We start from the raw sequence: 21,799 nt of genomic DNA, 5'->3' as shown, positions 1-21,799 counted from the left end.
GTGTTAGTCGGCAAGAATGCGGTAGAGCGCGCGGCGGGTGTCATCGATTACCGTCATTGCGGCATTGCGTTGTTCCTCGGTTGCCGAGAAGCGGAATTGGTGGATGACTCCCATGAGTTTTCCGACGCTTTGGTGGAACGCCGGCCCGGATCCCTCCGGGTCGGTGTTCCAGGCGTTCCCCAGCTCCTCGGCGTGATCGGCCACGTAGGCCTTGCCCGCATCGGTGAGGGTGAACTCGGTGCGCCGGCCATCACCTACGGGCGCAATGAGCTCTTCATCAACGAGCTGCTGGAGCGTCGGGTAGACGGACCCCGGGCTCGGACGCCAGGCGCCCGAGGTTTTTTCTGCAATGGTCTTGATCAGCCCGTAGCCGTTGGACGGTGATTCGGCCAAGAGGGAGAGAATCGCCGAACGAACATCGCCCCTGCTGGCCCGCCGCGACCCGCCGGGGCCAAAACCCGGTCCGAAGCCCGGTCCGAAGCCCGGTCCAAACCCGCGGCCCGGGCCGAAACCACCGTGTCCGTGGGGTCCGCGGCGGCTCCTGCCGCGCCCGAAACGTGCCTGGGCGGGTCCGCCGTCCGTGAATTTGTCGTCATGCATGCCTTTCATAGCGGCATCGACCTTCCTCAATCAGTTGTGATCAATGATGGTCGCCGATTGTTCGGCGATAATTAACGATATATCGGTGAGTATCGGCGGTCAAGAGTCGATTTACTCCGGCATCCGCTGACTCGCGGACGCTGCCAGCCGCTGCCGTACAGGTCACGGATACAGCAGGTCATCGAGCAGCCGTTGCACATGCTCCGGCCGCTCGATGTTCGCGAAGTGGCCGCAATGCGGGAGTGTCACCGTCTGGACGCGTGGGATTATCTCGGCCAGTCGGAGCAGGTCAGAGGGTGGTGTGAACACATCGCTGTCCCCGCGGATCGCCAGCACCGGACACAGAATGCCCCGCCACTGGCCAAAATCGTAGTGCGCCGCGGCCCGGGCTGCCGCGGAGAAACAGGCCGGCCGGGCGTCCTCGCCAAGCCCTCGAAGCACCCCCGCGGAGATGGATGCGGGTTCTGCAAAAAACGGGAACAACAGCGGCCGCATCACGGCGGTGGACCCGATTGCACGGACCAGCGCGGGCCCTGCCGGGCCGAGGGCTGCCGCGGCGCGCATGGCCAGCAGCATGCCCAGAAACATCGGGAACCGGAACAGGCTGCGCAGTGGCTTGTCGGCCGCTTCGGACACGCCGAAGGTGGTCGCCGAAATCGCGGTCACGCTGGCGGTCCGCCCGGGCCACGCCGCGGCGATGTGCAATGCCAGGAAGCCTCCCATGGAGTGGCCCACCAGGTTCCACCGCCGGTAGCCGAGCGAGGTCAAAGTACCGGTGACGGCGCGTGCCATCGCTTCGATGCTCAAATTCGCCATCCGGGCGTCCTGCGTGGACTCGCCCCAGCCCGGCAGGTCTATCAGCACCCGGTCATGTGCCGCTGCCGGGTGAAGAAGCTCCCGGAAGGACGTCCAGGAGCCCGCGGCGCCGTGGAGGTAGACATCCGCCGTCCCGGATACGGCGTGCGGGCCCCCGGTGCCTTCCTGGACATGCACCGTGCAGGGGCCCAGCTCCGTGGCAAGGGTGCGCCGCCGCAGCGTGGCAGCCCCCGTACTTGCGGTTTCCTGCTGAACACCCATGGTCACCTTCTGTTCGTGGTCTTTGAAGGTGATTCGGAGCGGCGGGGGTGCAGGACCGGACGCGAGGCTCGAGGCGGTGGAGGCCGGTGCGGATCAGGGCCTCCGAGGCCGCCGTTATCCGCGGCTCGGGGGAGGCGGTGGTCCGGCCGTCGCGGCCGGGCCGAACGTGGGGACCGTTGTCACGGAGCCCACGTTCGGGAGTGCGTGGCGGGTGGCGTGGTCGATTTCGTCGTGGATTGTGGCAAGTTCGCCCACGTCGGTGATCGTGGTCAGGGGGATGGAGACCTCGACGTGAAGCCGGTGGCCGGACCAGCGCAGCCGGGATGTTGCGCCCGCGGGGGCGTGGGCAGTGACAACCGCCGCCAGGCGTTCCGTAAGGTTCGGGTCCACGCCGTCCATCAGCCTGCGCCCGATGTCGCGAATGGTTCCCCAGAGGAGCACGGCGATGGCTGCGGAGATGAGCAGGCCCACGATCGGATCTGCAAGCGGAAATCCGAGCCATATGCCGATGACTCCGGCGACGACGGCCAGCGAGGTGAAGCCGTCGGTGCGGGCATGAATACCATCGGCGACGAGCGCGGCGGACCCGATCCGCCGTCCCACGCGGATCCTGTAGATCGCGACTAGTTCGTTGCCGGCAAAGCCCACGAGCCCGGCGGTGAGCACCCAGCCCAGGTTCTGGACGGGTTGGGGTTCAAAGAAACGCCGGATGGATTCGACGGCGGCCACCACGGCGGAGAGCGCGATCATCGCCACGATGAACAGCCCTGCGAGGTCCTCGGCGCGGCCGAATCCGTAGGTGTACGTCCGGGTCGCGCGGCGGCGTCCGAGCAGAAAGGCGATCCACAGCGGAACGGCGGTCAGGGCATCGGAAAAATTGTGGACCGTGTCCGCCAGCAGTGCCACGGAGCCGCTGATGAGGACGATGACCAGCTGGAACAGCGACGTGGCCCCCAGTCCGAGCAGGGAGACCTTGACGGCGCGAATGCCTTGGGAACTTGTCTCCAGGACGGAGTCGATTGAGTCGGCCGAGTCATGGGAGTGGGGCACGAAGAGCTCCTGCAGCCAGCCCTTGAACCCGGTCGCGTGGACATGGCCGTGCGGGCCGTGGTCGTGGTGATGGGCGTCGTCGTTAGCATGTCCGTGCGGGTGCGGGTGGACATCGTGGCCGGGATGCATTGGCCGGTTCATGCGCCGGCCTCCCTTGTGAGGCTGTGCGGGGCTGTGCTGTGATGCGGGGCCGTGCCGAGGGTGTGTTCGGCCTGGTGGATGGCGTCGGCCACGAGCTGCCAGGCGTGCCCGTCCTGCAGGCGGTAGTAGACCTTAGTGCCTTCCTGGCGGGTGGCGACCATGCGCGCCAGCCGCATCTTGGCCAAATGCTGGGAGACCGCGGCCGCCGATTTCCCGGCCTTTTCGGCCAGTACGTTGACGGGCAGTTCACCGTGGCGCAGGGCCAGGATGAGCCTGACGCGGGTGGCGTCAGCCAGCATGGCAAACACCTCCACGGCCAGCTCGACGTACTGGCTGTCCGCGGTGAGCGTGCAAGCCTTGTTATCTGCATTCATACGCAGATACTTACATATAACCACGCTCCACTCAAGACGGCCGACTCAACGGGATACCGTTAGTGGCCATCAGAACGATTCCGGTGCGTCCGGATTCCGAAGGCTCAGCTGCCTGGCGTGGAAGTCGAAATGAAGCGTGGGGTAGGCGTAGACATCGCTGAGTGTCATCAGCGGCGTGAAGAAGGGGTCCCACCTGTCAGGAAACGGCATTGACCTGGCAAGGGTCTGCGGGTTCTCGTGTTCGAGCCGGCGGGAGAGCGCGGCGATGGTTCTATCCAGTTTCCGGCTCATCCTGCGCCTGTTGTAGACGCGGGCGGCGGCCCGGGAACCCCAGTAGTTCACCACATCAAAAGGACCGGTGCCCGCGTTGAGGACAGCAGCGAATGCCCGGCCCGCCGGGCGGGGGAGCCGGCTGACGACGTGGACCAGCGGAAGCAGGGCGCGGACCACCATGTAGCCGAAGACCATGTGGAAGAGCAGTTCCTCGTTGGTCCAGCGGGTGCCCGTACTTTTGCGGCCGAGGTCATTGGGCGCCGCGTCCTGCAGCAGGGCGTCGAGGTGGCGGCGGGCGCGGCTGTACCCGGCCAGGATTTCGTCCATCGTCGGCTCCACAATGTGCCCTTCGCCGTCTCACGCCTTCAGTCGTGCCCTTATTATGTCCCGTGTCTATCAGCCTCAGGGGCAGCGGGTCTCTTAGCTGGTTCTGGAGGGCCTGAGCTGCCGCACGCCTCCGGCAGCGGCGAGAATGGCGGCCGTGGCGGCTGCCGCGGTCATGGCGTACGCCATGACCGTGTATGTCCCGAGCCAGGCGGCCAGCACGGGTCCCGCCGCCGGGGCGACGGCCGTGACAGCTGTGAGCGGTGCCGCGAACAGTCCCTGCAAAGTGCCAAGATTCTGGGTTCCCCAGCGGTCAGCCATGATGGTGGCCTGCAGCAGTGTCTGGCACCCGCGGACCGCGCCGGCGAGCATACCCGCCGCGATCAGCGCCGGCATCGGGCCGGGCAGTGCCGCGAGCAGGAAGACGGCGCAGGCCGCCGTGCCGGCGATGACCTGCAGCCGGGCGCCGGACGGGATGGCTGCGAACAGCAGCCGGCCGCCGACCTGACCGGCGCCCACAAGACCGAGCCCGAGCGCGGCCGTGGCATAGTCGGCGCCTTTCTCTACGAGCAGCGGAATGATGTTCAGCGTCACGGTGTAGAGCCCGAGGCAGAGCAGGACCATCAGCGCCTGCAGACCCAGGAATTCCGGGCTTCGCCGCACGGCCCGCACCATCACCTGGTGGTCCGGGGCCGGGATTCCGGGGGCAGCCGGGGCCCAGTTCCGGTTCAGGTACCGGGCGTGCAGCGGCACGGAGATGATTCCCATGATCCCGGCGAGGATGAGGAAGGCGCCGCGCCAGCCGAACGCGGATATCAGGGCTGCGGTGAGCGGGGCGAAAATGGTGGATGCGAACCCGGCGACAAGGGTCAGGACGGTCAGAGGCCGTACCCGGGCGCGTCCGTACCAGCGGCTGATCACCGTGAAGGCCGGCTGGTACAGCACCGTGGCCTGCGCGGTCCCGGCGACGAGCCAGGCCGCAAAGAACACTGGCAGATTAGGGGCCAGTCCCACCGCGACCAGGGCCAGCACTCCGAGCAGGGATCCGCCGATCATCAGCGCACGCGGCCCGGTCCTGTCCAGCCTCCTGCCGACGGCGATCCCGGCCGCAGCGGAGACCAGCAGGCCGGCGGAAAAGGCTCCCGTCACTAGCGCCGGGTCCCAGCCGGTGTCCTCGCTGATGGGCCGGACCGCCGCGATCAACGAGTAGTAGAGCACGCCCCACCCGGTCGTCTGGGTGATACACAGCGCGGCCAGGCCGCCGCGCGGTGCACCCTCCGCGACCACTGTCCGGGACAACGCCGGGGCGGGCATGGCCTAGTCCCCGGTCAGCTCCGCATGCAGTTTCCGGACCCGGGCCTTGATGTCGTCCCGGACCAGGCGCATGCGTTCCATGCCTTCGATGCCGCGTTCGGAGGGCTCGTCCGTATCCCAGAACTCGAGCCGCTGGCCCTCGCGGGGCTCGACCTTAGCCTGGTTGCCCAAGACGATGACGACGTCGGCCGTGTCCAGGGCCTCGTCGGTGACGGGCTTGGGGTATTCGCCGGTGATGCCGATGCCGAGTTCATTCAGAGACTCCACGGCCTGGGGGTTCAGCGACTGACCGGGCTTGGTCCCGGCGGAGTGCACCGTGACGCTCCCATCGGCGAGATGGTTCATCAAACCTGCGGCGAGCTGGGACTTTCCGCCATTCTTGCTGCAGACGAACAGGACGCTGGGCGTTTTCGTGGTCTCGGTCATGCGTTTGATTCTTCCTTCTCTGGGCTGGGTTCGTGGAGCAGTGATACTGCCGGTTGATCTTCGCCGGAGCGTCCGTGGGACAGTCCGGTGGGGAAGCCGACGAGCACCGGCTCGGGAGCGGCGCAGCACGAGGACTCTGATGCGACGGCGACGACCGCCGGAACGTCGCAGCTGGTGCCAGCGTCGGCGGAGCAGACACCGGTTTCGGGGAGTTCGAGCTGGACGGTGTCCGCGGCCTCGCGGTCGCCGGCCAGGGCGGCGGCGACGGAGCGGACCTGTTCGTAGCCGGTGGCGAGCAGGAAGGTTGGCGCACGGCCGTAGGACTTCATGCCGACGATGTAGAAGTCCTTGTCCGGGTGGGCCAGGAGCTTGGCGCCGTGCGGTGCAACAGTGCCGCAGGAGTGGAACTCCGGGTCGATGAGCGGGCCGAGCTCCACGGGTGCTTCGACGGCCGGGTCAAGGTTCAGGCGGAGCTCACGCAGGATGTCCAGGTCCGGGCGGAAGCCCGTGCAGGGGACGACGACGTCGGCCTCGAGGGTGCGTCCGTCAACGGATTCCACAGTCACGCCGGAATCCAAGGCTTTGAGGGAAGCAATGCCGAAGCCGGTATGCAGTTCGATGGTCCCGGCCTCGACGAGGCGGCGCAGGCGGGCACCGAGCTGGCCGCGTGCGGGCAGCCCGTCGGCGTCGCCGCCGCCGTAGACTTTCTCGGCGGACGCGCCGCGGACCGCCCAGAGGATCCGGGTGCCCGGTTCGTCCTTGGCCAGGTCCGCGAGACTGATCAGGGTGTTGGCGGCGGAGTGGCCGGCGCCGACGACCAGGACACGGCGTCCGGCGAAAGCGCCACGGTCACGGCCCGTGACGTCAGGGAGCGGCGAGGAGATCCGGTCTGCGGCGGAGTCCTCGCCGATGGCGGGAAGCCCGGAGGTCCCCAGCGGGTTGCGGGTGGACCAGGTACCGGAGGCGTCAATGACCCCGGCCACGGTGTGGTCGCGGGTTTCCCCGTCCTGGTGCTCGACGCGGACGACGAACGGTGTGATCTCGCGGTTACGGGTGTGGGTCTTGTCCATGCCTGTGCGGGTGACGGCGATGGCTCTGGCGCCGGTCTGCAGCCGGGAGCTGATGGCCGGGAGCGCGGCCAGCGGGGCCAGGTACCGATCGATGAGTTCCCCGCCGCAGGGCAGCGCGGTGGGCCGGGGCGCCTCCCAGCCGGCGGCTCCGAGCAGGCGAACGGCGGCGGCATCGATGTTGAACCGCCACGGGGAGAACAGCCGGATGTGGCGCCACTGCTCGATCGCGGCGCCGGCGGAGGGGCCGGCTTCGAAGATCAGCGGTTCGAGTCCGCGTTCGATCAGGTGGGCCGCGGCGGCCAGGCCCACGGGGCCGGCGCCGATCACGGCAACGGGAAGGTTCTTCGCTGAATCCATTGGTGTCCTCTTTCATCCGTTGTGGTGTTGCGGTTGTTTTCGGTTGGCCCTGCCGGCCGGGGTTGGGCCGGCAGGCGCCGGGGTTGGGTTAGCAGCAGTCCTGATCCTCGTCGTCGCAGCATCCGTCGCTGCAGCATCCGGTGTTCATTCAGCTCACCCCCTCTCCGTCCTCTGTCAGACGTGTGGTGCTGCCCCTTACTTGGCGGCAGGGGTCAGGGACTCGATCAGGTCCTCGATGCGGCCCTTGATCTCGTCGCGGATCGGGCGTACGGCTTCCACGCCCTGGCCTGCCGGATCCTCCAGGACCCAGTCTTCGTAGCGCTTGCCGGGGAAGTAGGGGCATTCGTCGCCGCAGCCCATCGTGATCACGACGTCGGATTCCTGCACGGCCTCGGTGGTGAGGATCTTGGGGATTTCGGCGGACATGTCGATGCCGAGTTCGGCCATGGCCTCGACCGCGGCCGGGTTGACCTTGTCGGCGGGCTGGGAGCCGGCGGAACGGACCTCGATCCGCCCCTCACCGAGGGTGGTCAGGAAGGCTGCGGCCATCTGGGAACGGCCGGCGTTGTGGACGCAGACGAACAGGACGGACGGCTTCTTTGCGGTTTCGGTGCTCACGGGGTTTCTCCTGGAATCAATGAGGTGAGTGGGCGATACAGTCTGGAGTCTTGCGCCCGGCTTGAACCTCTCAACCGAACATTGATGATGATCGATATAGAGAGTATCGGGCTATAGATTGATGAATGTCAATATTGGCTGTCGGTGGATTTCTGCGACGGACCTAGACGGCGGTTACGCGGGGTGCAAGGTCATTGATGCGGCGGGTGATGTCGTTGAACGCCATGTCGAAAGCTTCTTTGGTGCCCGGGCGCAGCGGGTCCGGCACGGACCAGTGGATTCCACCCAGTCCGGGCAGTTCCTCGTGGGCCTTGTCGCAGACGGTCACGATGAAGTCGCCCTGGTCTGCCACCTGGATCAGGGTGCGCGGGGGAAGGTCCGCAAGGTCCAGGCCATGACGGCGGGCGACGTCGATAGCGCCTTGGGCGATGCGGTCTGCGGGGCGCGTTCCCGCCGACGTCGAGGGAATTTCACTGACCTGCTGCCAGAGAGCGGCGGCCAGCTGGGACCTGGCGCTGTTCCGTGTGCAGACAAACAGGACGCGGCTCGCCCCGTGTTCGGCCCCCGGCACCAGGCCCTCCAGGGCGCCGGCAGCAAGCCGGATATAGCTGCGGCGCCTGTCGGCTTCGGAGCGGTGCCGGGTTGCCAGCCCGGCATCTTCCAGCGTGCGCAGATGGTGGGACAGCAGATTCGACGGCATCCCCAGCTCGGCCTGCAGCTCCGTCGGGGAGAAGTCCCCGAGGGTCAGCAGATCAACGATGCGCAGCCGCGCAGGATCGCCGAGGGCTGCGTGCTTGGCTACCCGCACCCGAAAGCCTTCTGCTGCCTCAATATTCATTGGTTCAATTTTGACTGACGTAGTTCTTTGGATCAAGCTGTTGCCATGACTTCCAACCAGCCGCCGCTGTGGCGCCGCGCCATCGCCGAACTGCTCGGTACCAGCCTGCTCGTGGCCATCGTCGTCGGCTCCGGGATCGCCGCGCAGCAGCTCTCACCCAGTGACGTTGGCCTGCAGCTGCTGCAGAACAGCACCGCCACAGTGCTGGGGTTGACGGTGCTGATCCTGATGCTCGGGCCTGTGAGCGGCGCGCATTTCAACCCCGTGGTATCCCTCGCCGACTGGATCCTGGGCCGACGCGCCGGTACCGGCTTGACCCTGCCGGAGCTGGGCACCTATGTGGTTGCCCAGGCCGTGGGTGCGGTCAGCGGCAGTATGGTCGCGAACGCCATGTTTGAGGTGGGCACCTCCATCTCGTCCAAGGAGCGCGCAACACCGGGGCATCTCCTGGGTGAAGTAGTCGCCACTGCGGGGCTGGTCCTGCTGATCTTCGCCTTGGCTGCCACCTCCCGCGGCGTCCTTGCCGCGCCGGCGGTGGGCGCCTACATCGGAGCCGCGTACTGGTTCACGTCCTCGACCTCGTTCGCGAATCCGGCAGTGACGGTGGGCCGCATCTTCAGCGACACCTTCGCCGGCATCGCACCGGCCTCAGTTCCCGGCTACGTTCTGGCGCAGCTGATCGGCGCAGAAATAGGAATTGGCCTTCTCCTCATCCTGTTCCCCTCCGCGGCCCGCACCGCGGACGGCGTCGTCCTGGCGCACAGTGCCGAAACGGCCCGCTCCTAGCCTTGGCCGGCCGAACAATGCCGCCCCCACCCAAAGCAGATCTGCGCCGGGGACGCTTCCGACCCGTGCCCCCGCTCCAATACATTGATGTCTATCAATATCAGGGCATAATGGGTACATGAAATTGTTGCCTGTACTCGAGCCGGCCACGGATGAATCCTGCTGCACCCCGGCAGGGCCCCCTGCCCTGGGTGCCGAGGAAGCCCAGCAGAGGGCCCTGGTTTTCAAGGCGCTGGCCGACCCGAACCGGCTCCGGCTGCTCTCCATCGTCAAGGCCGGCGAGTCAGGGGAGGCATGCGTCTGCGACCTCACCGAGCCGCTGGACCTGGGCCAGCCCACGGTCTCCCACCACCTGAAGGTCCTGGTCGAGGCCGGGCTGCTGCACCGTGAAAAGCGCGGCACGTGGGCCTACTACTCCCTGGTGCCCGGGGCGCTCGAGCAGACGGCCGGGCTCCTGGCGACGCTGTGACCGCGCAACAGTCCGCGGTGACGATCCGCTCCATGCGCGAGGACGACTGGCCGGCCGTCCGGGGAATCTACCGCGAAGGAATCGCCACCGGCCACGCCACCTTTGAGGCGGAAGTGCCGGACTGGGAACGCTTCACCAGTTCCCGGCTTCCCGCGCACCGCCTCGTCGCCGAGGCTCCCGAGGGCGGGACCCTTGGCTGGGCGGCTGTCTCCGCGGTGTCGGCGCGGCCCGTTTATGCCGGCGTGGTCGAACACTCCGTCTACGTCGCCGCGGAAGCCCGCGGCAAGGGAGTCGGGGCTGCGCTGCTTCAGGCCTTGGCCGCATCGACCGAACGGTGCGGGATCTGGACGATCCAGGCCAGTGTCTTCCCCGAAAACGAAGCAAGCCTGAAGCTCCACCTCGCGAACGGATTTGCCGTCGTCGGCCGGCGGAACCGCATTGCCCGCATGAGCTACGGCCCCAGCGAGGGGCAATGGCGGGATACGGTGCTGATCGAGCGGCGCTCCCCGGTCGTCTAGGACTCCGCCTCGCCAAACCGCTGGAAGGATGCGCTTTGCTGGGCAAGCCGGCGCATGGCCAGGAGTACCGGTTCCATCAGGAGTGTCCCAAGAACCACGTGCCTCATGGCGGCCTCGGCCGAATCCGTGGGGACACTTTCGACGTCGGCCGCCGCGATGTCCCGCATTGCCGCGGCGTAGCGGTCCAAGAGCGCGGCCGGCGCATCGAACCCGGCATCTGAGAGCCCCTGCAGGGCCTCCACCAGGGCGGCCTGAGCATCGCGGTCGCATGTCTCTGCGCCCCATCCCCAGCGGTCCAGGAGCCGCTGTGCCGGGGAGAGATCGACGTCGTCCGGTGCGGTCCGAGTGACCGCGTGGTGCGCAATTCCGAGCAGGTCGTGGCCTGACTCCGGCGGGTTCTCCAGGCCAAGCAGTACCTGGCGGGTGGCGCTGATGCTGAGCCCGGCGGTTCCAATGAGTGCCCGGATGAGCTTCAGCCGCCGAACATGCGAGTCGTCGTAGCGGGCCTGCGTCGCGGACGTCAGTACGCCCTCATGAAGCAATTTCTCCCGAAGGTAGTACTTGATGGTGGCCACCGGAATCTCAGTAGCGGCGGCCAGCTGTGAGATGCGCAAAGTTTCTCCTTGACTTGGATAGTCGCACTCGCCAATATTGGGGAGTAGCGATATCCAGTTAGGAGAAAAGTATGGCACGCATCAATGCTGGACGTTTCACTCACCGCCATTCCGGTGATTTGGTGGTCTTCCTCATCGGCATGCGCATCAACAGCCCCTGGCGTCCGGATCTCTGGCTGCCGGTGTTCCTTGCGATGCCCCGGATGCTGACCGAACTCTTCCGGGAGCCGGGGTCGGGCCTCCTTGGTTGCCGGTTTGCCCTCGGAGCCGGCGGGCCGGTCATTGTGCAGTACTGGGACTCGGTGGACAAGCTGTATGCCTACGCCAGCGCGCCCCAGTCCGAGCACAGACCCGCCTGGGCTGCCTTCAACCGCCAGGCAAGGAAGGCCCCAAAAGCTGTCGGCATCTGGCATGAGACCTTCCAGGTAAGCAGGGCCGAGAGCATGTATGTCTCTATGCCTACCGAAGGTCTCGCGCAGGCCACAGAGCTTCTGCCCGTGGGGCCCGGAAGCCATCAGGCGAAGGACCGGCTGTCCAACCCGGGCTGAGATGCCCGGTGCCTTTCCAAGGGGAAATTCCGGATCAGGGTTCGGTCGGGGAGTCCGGCAGCGGGAGGCGCGCCGCGAGCCCCGAGAGCAGGATGGTTATCCCCTCATCCAGTTCGGCCATCCCGTCGTAGTCGGCGAGGACCGGGGCGAGGGCGCGGAGTCGGGGGAAGTCTTTCGGCGGCAGGCGGTGCAGGCCCAGCCGGAGAAGGGCCTCGTTTTCCTCGGGGTCGACGACGAATTCCTGCAGTTCGTTGAGGATGTGCCCGTAGAGGTATCCGTAGTAGGCGCGGTAGACGTGCAATGCGTCAACGGGGGCGAATCCGGCGTCGATCAGCAGGGACAGGATCTGCTCCAGCGGACGCAATGTTCCCAGCGGCCGCAGGCCCAGGGGCGTTGACAGGGGGCGGGTCACGAGGAGGGGCACGACGTTGGGGTGCCGGAGCGCCAGGAGCCGCAGGTCGTGGGCAATGCGCCGGAGCTGCGACTGCCAGTCGGGATCATCGGGAATGATGGCCAGTTCATCCAGCACGAGTTCTGAGACGCCGTCCAGCAGGGCTGCGCGGTTGGCGGCGTAGCGGTACAGACTCATGGGGTCCCGGCCGAGCTCCTGCCCGAGCCTGCGCATGGTGAGGGCGTCGAGTCCTTCGGCGTCCACCAGTGCCAGTGCCGTCGACAGGACAATCTCCCGGCTGAGGCGAGCTTTCTTGCCGGGAGCCGCAGGGGGCGCCGGGTGCTCTTCGGGCGACATGGTTTTCCGTTCGGGTCGATACAGAGTGGTTGCATTTCCGGGATGAAAAGCCGGTTGCTTAATGTGTAGTCTACGCCTACAGTCTACATTGTAGAGAAGTTGCATTGGCTGGTTTCCGGAGGATGTGGACCGCCAGCCCAGTAACGCTTTATCCCCGGATCTGCGGTGACGCAGCAGTGCGGGATCTTGCTTCATCGCCCCGTGCATGGCCTTGACGCTCAGCTGCTGTAGCCACACGGCGGCACAAAATGCACCGCGAAGAAACGAGCCACTCATGGCAACTTCCCAATACGACCAATTCCTGCAGGAAGCCACCACCCGGGACCCTGCATCCGACCACGCCCTGGGCCGGGACTGCCTTTACGGGCTCTACACCAGCTGGTGCTTCCTGCGCCAGACCGCGCCCCGCACCGAAGATGCCTTCTGGGCGGCAATGAAAGAAAAGCAGATCCATCCCAAGCGCAACGGCCTCCGCATGAAAGGACCAGCCGCGGCGGACTACATCCTGGCCAGCTACCCCGGCCTGGTCTGACCCGGATGACAATCACGTCCAGCACGTACTTGCCCCGGGATGCCCACCAGCCCCGAGGGCGCCGGCCTTGGTGTGCGACATGTGAGACCGACCGGCACCTGCTCCTGGACTCTGTCGCCACCTTGAATCCGCAGCAGGAAACCCTCGCGGCCGCCATCAGCTGCACCAACTGCGGCAGCTCGCACGTGGTAGCAACGACTGCGGCGTTTCTCGCAATCATCCCGGCGCGGAACGGGAACAGCGGCGGCGCCATGCACCGGGAGGACGCCTACCGCCACTGCCAGGAGCCGATGTCCGCAGTGGACCCCGAGCGGCGAAGTGCCCACCGGGCGGTTTCCACACACGCCGGGAGCCCGGATGTTCTGGGCGACTATCTTCGGACGCGCGTTCTCCGGTGCCGGTGCGGGTTCCAGATGGAAATACCCCGCCCGTGACAGGCAGCACCCTCCGGGGCCTGTATCCAACAAAGTATTAGGGGCACACCGTTTCCAACCACAGCACTGCCACCACCGGAGCCTCCGCGGCCCACAATCAACGACCCGCGCTGATGGACATGGATCTGTCCCCGCAGGGACTCGCGGATGCCCCGGCGAACGAAGTCGACCCGGACAGCCTCGTCTACACCGGCAACAGCTAAGGGGCTGCACCCATGGGCCCCTCCGGCCAGTACCCCGCGCCGGACCCGCATCGACGCACTTTCACCGGCCGCAGCCAGTATCGCTGAGGCCCACGTAGGAGAAAAACATGAAGATCCCTGACGCGCGCGGACCCATAAGCGGCGCCCTGTTCCGGCTTCTGGCCGACGGGACCGGAGCTGATTCCGCAGCCCAGGGCACGCTGCTCGATCTCACCGAGGGGCAGCTGGCACTCGCCGATGACYTCATCGACGACGGCGATGTGCAATTGACCCTGTTCTGCCTCTACGAGCTGCATTACGGCGGCCTGGACGGGGTGGACGACCGCTGGGAATGGAACCCCGGGCTGGTCACACTCCGGCAGCTGCTGGAGGAACCCTTCGAGCTGGCGCTGCGGTCTGCGGCCCGCTCGTCCGCCGGATCAGTCCAGCCTGCTCCTGCCGCCGGCCTGGACAGCGACGCGGTGGCGGACATTCTGTTCGGGCTCGCGGGCCAGGACGGTGGACCGGACATGTCCCGCCATGTGGCGAAGAAGGCCACCCTCGGGCAGCTCCGTGAATTCCTGGTCCACAAATCGATCTATCAGCTCAAGGAAGCCGATCCGCACACCTGGGCGATCCCGAGGCTGACCGGGCGGGCCAAGGCTGCACTGGTGGAGATCCAGGCTGACGAGTACGGCGGAGGCCGCCCGGACCGCATGCACAGCGCACTTTTCGCCCGGACCATGCGAGGGCTGGGGCTGGACGATGTCTACGGCGCTTATGTGGACGCCGTCCCGGCCATCTCCCTCGCCGCGGTCAACATGATGTCCCTTTTCGGGCTGAACCGCAGACTGCGGGGAGCCATCGCAGGGCATCTGGCGATTTATGAGATGACCTCCTCCCGGCCGAACCAGCAGTACGGCAACGGTTTCCGGCGTCTCGGACTCGGGGCCGATGTGACCGCGTACTTCGACGAGCATGTCGAAGCCGACGCCGTCCACGAACAAATCGCGGGCCGGGATCTCGCCGGAGGGCTCGTGGAGGCAGAACCGGACCTTTTTCCGGACGTCCTGTTCGGCGCGACGGCGGCGCTTGCCATCGACGCCCGGCTCACCGCGCACATCATCGGGGCGTGGCAGAACGGCACGTCGTCGCTGAAGCCGCCCGTCCCCGCCGGGGTCTGACCCGGGCACGAACCCAGCCAGGGAGCATCTATGAACCAGAGCCCGCAAGAATCGTCCAACGACGCCGCCATTGTTATGTGTCCCGACGGACCGATCCTGGTCCGCGGTGAGTTTGAGATCGTCACCCCGTCCGGGGGAGCAGTGCCGCGGACGCGCAAAACAGTGGCCCTGTGCCGCTGCGGCGCGTCCGCGATCAAACCCTACTGCGACGGCACCCACAAATTGATCGGGTTCCGGACCGAATTCCCCGCCACCCCGGGGACGAAAGAAGCGACGTGAGGCACCCGGGAATGGTTGGGGATCTGTGGCACCTATCGCCGGATTCGTGGCCCCCGGTGACCGGAGTACCAACGCTTTAGGCAGCCCGGTGCCTTACTCAAGGCGCCGGCGTCGGACTCAGCAGTGCTGGGCTGGGTGATGGACGGCCGCGGGGCAACGAACGGGTAAACGGCGGGCGACGTGAAAAAGAAAGCATATTTTTTAGGAAATATTTGACTGAATCTTAGAGTCGTGGCACGCGCGCGGAGAGATTGTGCAAGCGCTTACATCGACCGGGGTGTGAGCCGTTTTGGTGTCTGAAATGTGGTTTTGAATCCTCGCCGGCACTGTCTACGGTGATGAACGTCCAGGAGGTCAGCACCCTCCCGGGCCACTGACGGGGCCCTACCGAGGTCCCGTCCCCTCGACACGATGGCGTCCTCGATGACGCCTGTGGTGTCATCGGGGCTGCCGGAGTTTCGGGGAATGAGGGCATATGCCCGTCTTCCACGAATGGTCTCAACTCCGCGAGAAGAGCAAAAATGCACGAGCACCCCAATACACACCGGAAGCTGCGGTGGCGTTCTGTCGCCGCGGCACTGGCGGCGGCCGTGGCGGCCTCCGTCTTCCTTGCCGTTCCGTCAGCCCAGGCAAACACGCCCTCGGATCCGCCGAGCGGCGGCCAGATGCCGGCTCCGACCCCCGGCTTCCCCCTGCCCACGAAGCACACCCAGCAGGCGTTAGATCCGGCCGCGGCCTTCACCTCCAAGTGGACGCGTGCCGATGCCAAGCAGATTATGGCCCAAAGCAGCACAAGCGTAACCCCGGGCCAGAACTCCATGAGCCCGAACGTCACCATGCCGGAAATCCCCCAGGACTTCCCGGCCATGAACGACGACGTCTGGGTTTGGGACACTTGGTCCCTGACCGATGAGAACGCAAACCAGATCAGCTACAAGGGCTGGGACGTGATCTTCTCACTCGTTGCCGACCGCCACGCCGGCTACGGCTTCGACCAGCGGCACTGGAACGCCCGGATCGGCTATTTCTTCCGCAAGACCAACGCCGATCCGGCCAAGGACAAGTGGAACTACGGCGGACACCTGTTCCTGGACAACACCTCCGTCGGCAACACCGAATGGTCCGGTTCGACCCGCCTCATGCAGGGGAACCACGTCAACGTCTTCTACACCGCAACGACGTTCTACGACGTTGCCGAGCGCAACGCCGGCGGCGGCGGAATCGCCCCGGATGCCGTGATTGCCAAGGCGCTGGGCAACATCCACGCTGACAAGAACGGCGTGAGCTTCGACGGCTTCGAGCACACCAAACTCCTTGAGCCGGACGGCGTCATGTACCAGAACAAGGCCCAGAACCCAGGGTTCGCCTTCCGGGACCCCTACACGTTCGCAGACCCGGCGCACCCGGGCAAGACCTTCATGGTCTTCGAAGGCAACACCGGTGGCCAGCGGGGCGATTACAAGTGCACGGACCAGGACCTGGGCTACCAGCCCGGGGACCCCCGCGCCGAATCCGCGAACACCGTCAACGCCACCACCGGTGCATGGTTCCAGACCGCCAACGTGGGCCTGGCCGTGGCGGACAACAAAGACCTGACCAAGTGGCACTTCCTGCCGCCGGTCCTGTCCGCCAACTGCGTCAACGACCAGACCGAGCGTCCGCAGATCTTCATCCAGAACGAGGGCGGCAAGAACAAGTACTACCTGTTCACCATCAGCCACCAGTTCACCTATGCGGATGGAATGCGCGGCCCCGACGGCGTGTACGGCTTTGTTGGCGACGGCGTCCGTTCCGACTACCAGCCCATGAACAACAGCGGCCTGACGCTGGCATCCCCCACGGACCTGAACATGCCGGCCAATGCCCCCGAAGGACCGGACCCCCGCCAGAACGGCCGCCAGTTCCAGGCCTACTCGCACTACGTTCAGCCGGGCGGGCTGGTGCAGTCCTTTATCGACAACGTGAACGGTGTACGCGGCGGTTCCCTCTCGCCCACCGTGAAGATCAACTTCCGCAACGGAGTTTCGGCCGTTGACCGCACTTTCGGCCAGAACGGTCTGGGCCCGTTCGGGTACCTGCCCACGAACCTCAACGTCGGCGGTGCCGGCCTCTACAAGTAGTGCAGTAGGCAGTCATGAGGCGGAAGCGCCCGGAATCCCGGGTGCTTCCGTCCCACTGCAGGCCCCAGGCCGACGGGCCATAGATGGGCGGGATGGCTTCCACCAAGATCAGGAATGTTGAATCATGAAAAACCATTGGACGATCTGGATAGTGGCCGCCGCGGCCGCGGCCGTTCTGATCGCAGTGGCGCTGGTCCCATCGCCGGGATCCCGCCCGGGTTCCCAGAGCCACGCCGGGCAGGCGCAGTCAGCCTTCGACCGGCCCGAGGGGGCATCCGAGTTCCGGCCGAGCTATCACATAACGCCCGGGAAGAACTGGATGAATGATCCGCAGCGTCCCATCCTGCTCGACGGCGTGTGGCACTACTACTACCTCTACAACGCCGGGTACCCGAAGGAGAACGGCACCGAGTGGTACCACCTAACCAGCACGGACCTGGTGCACTGGAAGGAGGAGGGAGTGGCGATCACCAAGTACAAAAACGGGCTGGGCGACATCGAGACCGGAAGCGCCGTGGTGGACCACGACAATTCGGCCGGCTTCGGCAAGGGAGCCGTCATCGCGGTCATGACGCAGCAGGACCAGGGCATCCAGCGCCAATCCTTGTTCTACTCCACCGACCACGGATACTCATTCACCGCCTATGCGGAGAATCCGGTCATGGAAAATCCTGGCGAACCGGACTGGCGGGACCCTAAGATCATCCGCGATGAAGCCCACGGCCAATGGGTGATGGCCCTGGCCGAAGGCAGCAAAATCGGCATGTATACCTCGCCGGACCTGAAGAATTGGCACTACGCCTCGGGCATCGAACGCAAAGGTCTGGGCGTCCTGGAATGCCCGGACCTCTTCCAGCTGGATCTCGACGGTGATCCAGCCAAACGGACCTGGGTCCTTGCCGCCAGCGCCAACGGGAGCGAAGAGGGCTTCACCACGGGCGTCGCCTACTGGACTGGCGAATGGGACGGAACCCGATTCACCCCGTCTGACGGGCCGCACCAGTGGCTCGACGCCGGCTCCGACTTCTACGCCGCCGTGACGTGGGATGATCCCAGGCTCACCGAAAGCCAGCGGATGTCCTCGCGGCACGCCATCGGGTGGATGAACAACTGGCAATACGCCCGGCAGTTGCCCACTCAGGACTGGCACGGCGGAGCCGACTCCATAGTGAGGGACATACGACTGGAGACAATCGCCGGAAAGCCAACGCTGGTGTCGAGCCCCACGACCGCCATGAAGGCCCTTGAAGGCCCGGCGGCAACCACCGGGGAACGTCGACTGACACCGGATGGCGCAGGACAACTGCCGGTCCCGGAAGGCGGGGCGTACCGGCTCGATGTGACTCTTGAGCGGACAGCGCAGGACGACGGTTCCGTTGCCAGGATCGAACTCGAAAGCGACGGGGGCACGTTCGCCACCGTCGGATACGACTTCGCCACCGAGTCAGCATTCATCTCCCGGGAGTCCGACGCTGCCGCCACCGGCAAGGCCGAACTCAGTCCGGACTACCGGGCATCGCGGCGGGCAGTCAGCCCAGCGCGAGACGGGAAAGTGGAGCTGTCGATTTTCGTCGACTACAGCTCGGTGGAGGTTTTCATCAACGGCGGAGAAAAGACCATGACGTCACTGGTCTTCCCCACCGCGGGGACGCCGAACATCAAGGCCGTCACGGCGGGGGGCACGCTGACGCTGAAGTCCTTCAGCTCCAGGCAGCTGGCCGCCACACACTGACCAGCACCCGTTTGGAGGATCACAGAGATCCACGTCGATGAGATGAAATTCCGCTCTATCGCTACCGGCAAGAGGCCTGGGCCAGGTTCCATGGGAACGAGGGTACGAGTTTTTAGTTTTGTCATGTTGACGGACGGTTCATTCGAACCTGGAACACGTAGGGTTGTCAGCATCGGCGGTCAATATCCAGTCAGCCCGATGGCATCGCACGTATTCCCCTGTCAGCAAAAGCCCGACAGGTTTTTCGTTGAACCGATGCCTGAGAGGCAGCAGTGACTAACATGCACATCAAGGAACAATGGAACCGGCTCGATCCGACCACCCAGCAGTGGCTGATGGACAACCCTGGATGCATGGTGCTGCCCCGCACCCTGACGGCAATTTTCAACAAGGAAACGGGCGAAAACGCCGACATCGACACCCATGGCGAAGCCGTGCTTAGCGACGAGGACAGGGAGTTCATCCAGGGCAAGGCACGCGAAGCCGCCGGCGGCCTTTCGGATGACCGCTTTCTTTGATTCCGCCCAACCCTAACCCCGTCTCCGGGGGGTCCTGCGTGGGCGAGCTGTCCTTGGCGCCCAATCGGCCGCGACGGGAAAGAGAACCCTCTATTGGAGATAATCGGGCGCCGCTTCCAGACCGAAGTACTTCTCAAGGGTGGCAATCCCGGTGCTTTGCATATCCTCGGCGATAACCTTTCCCACATAGCGCAGATGCCATGGCTCGTAGGTGTAGCCGGTAGTGGCCTCGGCCCCGGCCGGATATCGGATGATGAATCCGTACTCCCAGCCGTGCTCGGCCGCCCACCGCCCTGCCGGGGTATTGGCGAAGCAGGCTTGCAGGGCGCAGGTTCCGCTGGCATTGCCGATGTCCATCGCCAGGCCGGTCTGGTGTTCGCTGTAGCCGGGCCGGGCAGCAAGGGTGTCCGCCGTCGCCTGTCCGTACTGGCGCACGTAGCTGTCATAGAGGCTGGCCTGCTCGCTGAACGAACGGTAGCCGCTGATCGGCATGACGTTCACGCCGGCCGCCTTGGCGGCTTTGGCAAACTGCTTGTAGGCGTCCGCGGCCGGCGCCCGCAACCGTTCCGCTTGGACCCTGACCAGCTGCCCCGGTACATAAGCGGCCGGGTTCAGCTGCCGGTGCTTGTTGACCACCACCTGCAGGCTGGAGGCAGAATCAAAGTCGTAGCCCGCCGCGGCCACTGCCGTCACGGACGGTGCGATCATGCCGAGCGAAAGCACCAGCCCTGCCACAGCACCCGTCATCCTGCTGATTCCTCTAAGCACGGTGGCCTCCTAGAAGTGTCCGGAACAGATTCGGGAACTCTACCGGCCTGCAGGGTCCGTGGTCGAGAGGGATCCGGAACAACTACGCGCCCACGGCGGTCCGCACGGGACCGTCAGCACTTGACCTCGGTCCTGAGGTCCCGGATCGCGGCCTCGACGTTGGAGGCTTCGTCCCGGAGGGAATCAGCTGCTTGAGTCAACGTGGCGTTGTCAGGCACCGCGGCGACGGCGGCATTGAACTTGGCTTCGGCGGCCATCACCGCCTCCGCCCGTTGCTGGGCGAGGTTCTCGCTTGCCTTGGCCAGCTCTTCGTAGGTCTTGGAGACTTGGTCTTGGGCCGCGCGCACCTGCTCGATTGTGGCGTCCGGCTTGAGCATGGCCTTGAAATTCGCCAGGGCCGCGGCATGGGCATCGGCAGCAGCGCAGATTTCCGACACGCTCGCAGGCGGGCTCGAGATGGCCGCGGTGGGGCTTGGGGTGGCAGCCGGCGGACTCGCGGGGCTGCATCCGGTGAGCAGTACGAAGGCGGTCGCAAGCGCGATGGATCCCACGGTGATTGCGTGCGGTCTTGACATTTGAGGGCTCCTCTCCCAGCTGGGATCGCCCCCGAGCAGTGGGGCATCGAAGGGCATATCCATCGTCTGCCCGGACGCGGGTGCGGACCTCATCCGCCGGGGGTGAAATGGGCGGTAGTGCCCTGCCGACCCGCACGGGCCCAAAGGCCCTTTTGGGACCGGCGGAACGCGGGTATTAATGGTTGTGCCACGGCGGGACGGGTCCTCCGCGACTGGTGTTGAAGCCGGGGCGGGCGGTCCAGGGCGGATGTTGAATGCCTCCCTGGGCCGCCGCGGCGCTGAAGCGGATTTCCCGCTGTCACGGGAACAGCTCAGCGGAACAGCTGCCGGAACAGCTGAGGAACAGTTCATCGAAACAGGTCGCCGGGACAGCCCGGAACCATACCAATGCGACAGAGGCCCTGGCTCTGACAAATGGGAGGCGCGGCGGTGTCCGCCCGGACGTATGCTGTTTTCATCGGTTCAGCAGTGAGCTGCGTGCTTTGATCTCGAGCGTGGAACATGACCCAAGGAATTGCAAGAGACGGCCGGCAGGATCGTTATGCCTCCTTCTGGGAGCTGCACTTCAACGACCCGGATGTCGGTGCCTTCCTCAGCGAAGCCGTGAGTGAGTTTGTCGACGACATCGGTGGTCCCGGCCGTGGGATCAGCTGGGCAGTGACACTGGTCGGGTCCGCGGAGGCACTCACGCTGACCGCGGGCAGCGCACCGGCACGGGCCGCCGACGAGGCGCAGCGTTCCTTCGACGACGGGCCCGCCCGCACGGCGGTCCGAACCGGCGAATATGTGTTCGTGGGCGACACTTCCCTGGAGCGGCGCTGGCCCGGATACGCCAGCGCCGCCGCAGCCTTCGGGGTCCGGTCCCTCGTATCCGTTCCACTGGCACCACAAGCGGTCTTCCATGCCGCCGTGAACCTGTACGCCGCGTGGCCGCACGTCTTCACCAGCGCAGACATCATCGCAGCGGCTCGGCTGGCCCGCTACATCTCCCGTGCACTGCGATTGGTCCAGGAGTTGGCGCTGAGGTCCGGCGGCGGCGCAGACCTCTCCTCGGCGCAGCTCTCCCGGGCACTGGCCGGGCTGGCGCTGCGGACGCTGGTGCGGGAGTACGGGTTCAGCGAAGAAGGCGCCCTTGACTACCTGCGCAGCGTCGCAGGCGGAGCCGCGCGGGAATCATCCGGCGGCACGGTCCACGTCCTGGTGCCCGATTCCGTTCCGGGCCAGAACGTGCCCCAGCCCAGTCCCTATGCCGCGGCGCCACACGGCGGAGACACGCCCCCCGTCCGTCGGCGGCGGCGCAGGACGGGGACTCCGGCGTAGGCGGACACCG

General features: G+C 65.9%; 25 protein-coding genes. 11 read left to right on the top strand and 14 right to left on the bottom strand.

Features of this window, described 5'->3' with window-relative positions:
• Positions 1 to 3: 3 nt before the first annotated feature.
• The 10 genes from AC1D1W_RS01440 to AC1D1W_RS01395 form a co-directional block, all read right to left on the bottom strand.
• Positions 4 to 609: a PadR family transcriptional regulator gene (locus tag AC1D1W_RS01440; protein WP_243178220.1), complete on the bottom strand. Its 606-nt coding sequence runs from the start codon at positions 607 to 609 to the stop codon at positions 4 to 6.
• A gap of 153 nt (positions 610 to 762) precedes the next feature.
• Positions 763 to 1,677: an alpha/beta fold hydrolase gene (locus AC1D1W_RS01435; protein WP_243178221.1), complete on the bottom strand. Its 915-nt coding sequence runs from the start codon at positions 1,675 to 1,677 to the stop codon at positions 763 to 765.
• 114 nt (positions 1,678 to 1,791) lie between these two features.
• Positions 1,792 to 2,868, bottom strand: coding sequence for a cation diffusion facilitator family transporter (locus tag AC1D1W_RS01430; protein ID WP_243178222.1), 1,077 nt, complete (start codon positions 2,866 to 2,868; stop codon positions 1,792 to 1,794).
• The gene (locus tag AC1D1W_RS01425) at positions 2,865 to 3,242 is read right to left on the bottom strand and encodes an ArsR/SmtB family transcription factor (protein WP_243178223.1); all 378 of its coding nucleotides are present in this window, start codon (positions 3,240 to 3,242) and stop codon (positions 2,865 to 2,867) included. The genes AC1D1W_RS01430 and AC1D1W_RS01425 overlap by 4 nt, the downstream gene beginning before the upstream one ends.
• 69 nt (positions 3,243 to 3,311) lie before the next feature.
• The gene (locus AC1D1W_RS01420; RefSeq protein ID WP_243178224.1) at positions 3,312 to 3,854 is read right to left on the bottom strand and encodes a DinB family protein; all 543 of its coding nucleotides are present in this window, start codon (positions 3,852 to 3,854) and stop codon (positions 3,312 to 3,314) included.
• Between the two features lie 81 nt (positions 3,855 to 3,935).
• Positions 3,936 to 5,153, bottom strand: a complete 1,218-nt coding sequence (locus AC1D1W_RS01415) for an MFS transporter (protein WP_243178225.1) — start codon at positions 5,151 to 5,153, stop codon at positions 3,936 to 3,938.
• A gap of 3 nt (positions 5,154 to 5,156) precedes the next feature.
• Entirely contained in the window at positions 5,157 to 5,579 is a 423-nt protein-coding gene (locus AC1D1W_RS01410) for an arsenate-mycothiol transferase ArsC (RefSeq protein ID WP_243178226.1), read from the bottom strand.
• Positions 5,576 to 7,006, bottom strand: a complete 1,431-nt coding sequence (locus AC1D1W_RS01405; protein ID WP_476942749.1) for an FAD-dependent oxidoreductase — start codon at positions 7,004 to 7,006, stop codon at positions 5,576 to 5,578. Before AC1D1W_RS01405 ends, AC1D1W_RS01410 begins: the two co-directional genes overlap by 4 nt.
• 195 nt (positions 7,007 to 7,201) lie before the next feature.
• On the bottom strand, positions 7,202 to 7,624 hold the full coding sequence (locus AC1D1W_RS01400; protein WP_028278157.1) for an arsenate reductase ArsC: 423 nt from the start codon (positions 7,622 to 7,624) through the stop codon (positions 7,202 to 7,204).
• A gap of 163 nt (positions 7,625 to 7,787) precedes the next feature.
• Complete coding sequence (locus AC1D1W_RS01395; RefSeq protein WP_476942748.1) at positions 7,788 to 8,462, bottom strand: arsenate reductase/protein-tyrosine-phosphatase family protein; 675 nt, start codon at positions 8,460 to 8,462, stop codon at positions 7,788 to 7,790.
• A gap of 45 nt (positions 8,463 to 8,507) precedes the next feature.
• Between AC1D1W_RS01395 and AC1D1W_RS01390 the strand changes: the two genes are divergently transcribed.
• The 3 genes from AC1D1W_RS01390 to AC1D1W_RS01380 all read left to right on the top strand — a co-directional run bounded on the left by AC1D1W_RS01390 (position 8,508) and on the right by AC1D1W_RS01380 (position 10,235).
• Positions 8,508 to 9,248, top strand: a complete 741-nt coding sequence (locus AC1D1W_RS01390) for an aquaporin (protein WP_476942747.1) — start codon at positions 8,508 to 8,510, stop codon at positions 9,246 to 9,248.
• A gap of 118 nt (positions 9,249 to 9,366) precedes the next feature.
• On the top strand, positions 9,367 to 9,717 hold the full coding sequence (locus AC1D1W_RS01385) for an ArsR/SmtB family transcription factor (RefSeq protein ID WP_459383543.1): 351 nt from the start codon (positions 9,367 to 9,369) through the stop codon (positions 9,715 to 9,717).
• 32 nt (positions 9,718 to 9,749) lie between these two features.
• Complete coding sequence (locus AC1D1W_RS01380) at positions 9,750 to 10,235, top strand: N-acetyltransferase family protein (RefSeq protein ID WP_476942814.1); 486 nt, start codon at positions 9,750 to 9,752, stop codon at positions 10,233 to 10,235.
• Here AC1D1W_RS01380 and AC1D1W_RS01375 read toward each other — a convergent pair.
• Entirely contained in the window at positions 10,232 to 10,849 is a 618-nt protein-coding gene (locus tag AC1D1W_RS01375; protein ID WP_476942746.1) for a MerR family transcriptional regulator, read from the bottom strand. The two genes, AC1D1W_RS01380 and AC1D1W_RS01375, sit on opposite strands and share 4 nt — an antisense overlap.
• Before the next feature lie 71 nt (positions 10,850 to 10,920).
• On the opposite strand from AC1D1W_RS01375, the gene AC1D1W_RS01370 reads away from it, so the two are divergent.
• On the top strand, positions 10,921 to 11,397 hold the full coding sequence (locus AC1D1W_RS01370) for a DUF4188 domain-containing protein (RefSeq protein ID WP_476942745.1): 477 nt from the start codon (positions 10,921 to 10,923) through the stop codon (positions 11,395 to 11,397).
• A 34-nt stretch (positions 11,398 to 11,431) separates the two neighbouring features.
• Here the strand turns inward: AC1D1W_RS01370 and AC1D1W_RS01365 are convergent, their stop codons facing one another.
• Positions 11,432 to 12,145, bottom strand: a complete 714-nt coding sequence (locus AC1D1W_RS01365; protein ID WP_028278150.1) for a TetR/AcrR family transcriptional regulator C-terminal domain-containing protein — start codon at positions 12,143 to 12,145, stop codon at positions 11,432 to 11,434.
• A gap of 274 nt (positions 12,146 to 12,419) precedes the next feature.
• On the opposite strand from AC1D1W_RS01365, the gene AC1D1W_RS01360 reads away from it, so the two are divergent.
• The 6 genes from AC1D1W_RS01360 (at position 12,420) to AC1D1W_RS01335 (ending at position 19,126) form a co-directional block, all read left to right on the top strand.
• Positions 12,420 to 12,677 (top strand): hypothetical protein, encoded by a 258-nt coding sequence (locus AC1D1W_RS01360; protein ID WP_243178235.1) that lies wholly within the window; start codon positions 12,420 to 12,422, stop codon positions 12,675 to 12,677.
• A 744-nt stretch (positions 12,678 to 13,421) separates the two neighbouring features.
• Positions 13,422 to 14,477, top strand: a complete 1,056-nt coding sequence (locus tag AC1D1W_RS01355; protein WP_476942744.1) for an iron-containing redox enzyme family protein — start codon at positions 13,422 to 13,424, stop codon at positions 14,475 to 14,477.
• 30 nt (positions 14,478 to 14,507) lie between these two features.
• Entirely contained in the window at positions 14,508 to 14,756 is a 249-nt protein-coding gene (locus AC1D1W_RS01350) for a CDGSH iron-sulfur domain-containing protein (protein WP_243178237.1), read from the top strand.
• 521 nt (positions 14,757 to 15,277) lie between these two features.
• Positions 15,278 to 16,876: a glycoside hydrolase family 68 protein gene (locus AC1D1W_RS01345; protein WP_476942743.1), complete on the top strand. Its 1,599-nt coding sequence runs from the start codon at positions 15,278 to 15,280 to the stop codon at positions 16,874 to 16,876.
• A 124-nt stretch (positions 16,877 to 17,000) separates the two neighbouring features.
• Positions 17,001 to 18,608, top strand: a complete 1,608-nt coding sequence (locus AC1D1W_RS01340; RefSeq protein WP_476942742.1) for a glycoside hydrolase family 32 protein — start codon at positions 17,001 to 17,003, stop codon at positions 18,606 to 18,608.
• A 281-nt stretch (positions 18,609 to 18,889) separates the two neighbouring features.
• Positions 18,890 to 19,126, top strand: coding sequence for a hypothetical protein (locus AC1D1W_RS01335; RefSeq protein WP_028278144.1), 237 nt, complete (start codon positions 18,890 to 18,892; stop codon positions 19,124 to 19,126).
• Positions 19,127 to 19,216: 90 nt separating this feature from the next.
• On the opposite strand, the gene AC1D1W_RS01330 is transcribed toward AC1D1W_RS01335, so the two are convergent.
• Both AC1D1W_RS01330 and AC1D1W_RS01325 read right to left on the bottom strand, forming a co-directional pair.
• A complete protein-coding gene (locus AC1D1W_RS01330; protein ID WP_476942741.1) occupies positions 19,217 to 19,894 on the bottom strand; it encodes a M15 family metallopeptidase in 678 nt (225 codons plus the stop codon).
• Between the two features lie 113 nt (positions 19,895 to 20,007).
• A complete protein-coding gene (locus AC1D1W_RS01325) occupies positions 20,008 to 20,469 on the bottom strand; it encodes a hypothetical protein (RefSeq protein WP_476942740.1) in 462 nt (153 codons plus the stop codon).
• Positions 20,470 to 20,970: 501 nt separating this feature from the next.
• On the opposite strand from AC1D1W_RS01325, the gene AC1D1W_RS01320 reads away from it, so the two are divergent.
• Positions 20,971 to 21,789, top strand: coding sequence for a GAF domain-containing protein (locus AC1D1W_RS01320; RefSeq protein ID WP_243178242.1), 819 nt, complete (start codon positions 20,971 to 20,973; stop codon positions 21,787 to 21,789).
• Positions 21,790 to 21,799 lie beyond the last annotated feature (10 nt).

The organism is Arthrobacter sp. P1_B4 (assembly GCF_056406555.1).
Note: the sequence above shows the minus strand (reverse complement) of the source record. Positions and strands in the feature narration are given on the sequence as shown.